This is a genomic window from Kineococcus indalonis (genome assembly GCF_009906395.1).
Classification (GTDB): domain Bacteria; phylum Actinomycetota; class Actinomycetes; order Actinomycetales; family Kineococcaceae; genus Kineococcus; species Kineococcus indalonis.
This window is the reverse complement of the sequence record NZ_JAAALM010000610.1, coordinates 1-2,164: the sequence shown is the minus strand read 5'-3', so window position 1 is coordinate 2,164 and position 2,164 is coordinate 1. Positions and strand designations below refer to the sequence as shown.

Annotated in this window: 3 protein-coding genes; 2 read left to right on the top strand and 1 reads right to left on the bottom strand. The window is 79.5% G+C overall.

The features are described 5' to 3' along the window. Positions 1–132 precede the first annotated feature (132 nt). Together GTR00_RS19490 and GTR00_RS19485 are read left to right on the top strand one after the other, a co-directional pair. Positions 133–1,476, top strand: coding sequence for an NHL repeat-containing protein (locus tag GTR00_RS19490; protein ID WP_166613212.1), 1,344 nt, complete (start codon positions 133–135; stop codon positions 1,474–1,476). 191 nt (positions 1,477–1,667) lie between these two features. Continuing rightward, on the top strand, positions 1,668–1,820 hold the full coding sequence (locus tag GTR00_RS19485; protein WP_166613211.1) for a hypothetical protein: 153 nt from the start codon (positions 1,668–1,670) through the stop codon (positions 1,818–1,820). Between the two features lie 54 nt (positions 1,821–1,874). On the opposite strand, the gene GTR00_RS19480 is transcribed toward GTR00_RS19485, so the two are convergent. Beyond that, positions 1,875–2,102, bottom strand: a complete 228-nt coding sequence (locus GTR00_RS19480) for a hypothetical protein (RefSeq protein WP_166613210.1) — start codon at positions 2,100–2,102, stop codon at positions 1,875–1,877. Positions 2,103–2,164: the final 62 nt, after the last annotated feature.

The window sequence follows — 2,164 nt, the reverse complement described above, 5'->3', positions numbered from 1 at the left end:
CGCCCGGACCGGCCGCACCCGCCGGACGGGTGACGCCACCGGGACGGCGGAAACGCGCGGGGCCCGTGGGGCGATGTGGCCGGGGCGTGCCGGGACCACCGGCGCGCCCCGCACCCGTTCGAGGACGTGACCGTGATCCGCTCCCTGCTGGCCGCCGCCACCGCCACCCTCGCGGCCGCCTCCGTCGCGCTCGCCGCGCCCGCCGCCGCGGCACCGGGCGCGGTGGACACCGCCTTCGGCGAGCGCGGCACCGTCGTCCTCGACACCCCCGTGCCGGGCGGCTCCTCCGACGGCACCGTCCTGGCCCGCCAGCGGACCGGCACCCTCGTCGTCTCCCGCCGCGCCCCCGACCACGCCGTGCTGCTCGTGCGGCGCCTGCTCACCGGCGGGCGCTGGGACGCGACGTTCGGCCAGCGCGGCACCGCGGCCGTCGACTTCGGCCGCCCCGTGCTGCGCACCTCCGCGCGGGTGCTGCCCGACGACCGCGTCCTGCTGCTCGCCGACCTGGACACCCCCTCCGGCCAGGTCGAGGCCGGCCTGGCGCTGCTGCGCCCCGACGGCACCCCGGACCCCGCCTTCGGGCAGGGCCGGCCCGTCGTCTCCACGCTGGGCGCGGCCCCGCTGAGCGACCGCCACGACCAGGACGCCATCGACCCGACCTCCGCGCTGCCCACCGCCGACGGCGGGTTCCTCGTCAGCGCCGACGAGCGGCGCCGCACCGGCGACGGCGACGTGCTGCTGGCGAAGTTCGACCGCGCCGGCCGCCCCGACCCCGCCTTCGGCGCCGGCGGGCTGCGCCGCGTCGACCTGGGCGGCGACGAGCACGGCGTGGCCCTGCTGGACGGCCCGCGCGGCGAGGTGCTCGCCGCCGGGTCGAGCTGGCGGCCCGAGCGCCTGGACGCCGTGGTGGCCCGGCTGCGCGCCGACGGCACCGTGGACCCCGCCTTCGCCGACGGCGGCACCCTGCGCATCACCGTGCCGGACACCGACCTGAGCACCTCCGACGCCGTCGTCGTCGACGGCGCGCTCGTCCTCGGCGGCGCCGCCGGCGCCCGCACCTCCCGCGGCGCCTTCGCCGCCCGGGTCTCCGCCGACGGGGCGCTGGACCCGGGTTTCGGGCGGGGCGGCCTGCTGCTGCTCGACGACCCGGCCGAGACCGACGAGTGGCTGACCCTGGCGCCGGCCACCGACGGCTCCCTGCTGCTCGGGCGCCACCTCGGGACGGGCCCCTTCCTCAGCCGGCTGGAGAAGGTCGTCGCCCGCACCGGCGCACCGGTGCGGCGCTTCGGCACCGACGGCTCCCTCGACCTCGGGGAGTTCATGCTCGGCAGCGTCGTCGCCGACCACGGCGGGGTCCTGGTCAGCGGCCACCGCGCCGACCCGTGGGCGCCGCTGGGCGTCGTGCGCCGCTACGAGGACGACGTGCGGCGCGTGACCCGCGCCCACCGCGCCGTGCGCCACTCCCGCGCCGGCTGAGCCGGGCCCCTCGCGTCGGGGACGGGAGCGTCGGGGGCGTCCCCGCCACGCCCCCGGCGCTCCCGTGCTCCGGCGCCATGACACCCCCGGTGACTACGGAGCGTCAACATCCGGGGCGGCACCCTTTCGAGGGGCCGGGGGTGCCCGGGGCCACCGCCGGCCACGGCGGCGCCGCCGCGCAGGATGCTCCCGTGACGGTCCGACCCCTGCCGCCCGCGACCGCCGACGCCATCGCGCACGCCCTGCTGGACATCGCGCTGCTGCACCGGCACGAGGACGGCTTCGACCGGGCGTGGGTGCACTGGCAGGAGGTGCTCAAGGGCCCGGAGGACGACCGCCCCTGACCAGCGGCGCCACGCACCCGGGACCCCCGGGACCCCTGGAGCGCCCGGTCGCGGTCAGGGCTCGGCGTCGGACAGCTGCCCGTCCAGCCGGCCCAGCACCGAGCGCTCCCTGCCCAGGTAGCTCTCCGTGCGCCTGAGCTCGCTGACCATCTGCGTCACCCGCGCGTCCACGAGCAGGTCCACCGAGCGCTGCCGCACGCGCACCGCGCGCGCCAGGGCCCGGGCGGCGCGCAGGCAGCGCGCCGCCGCCTCGGAAGCGGCGTCGGGTGTGGTCTCGGGCACGGACGGTGCTCCCCGGGTCGGGCAGGTGGCGCCGCCGAGACCGGCGGCACCACGAGCATGGG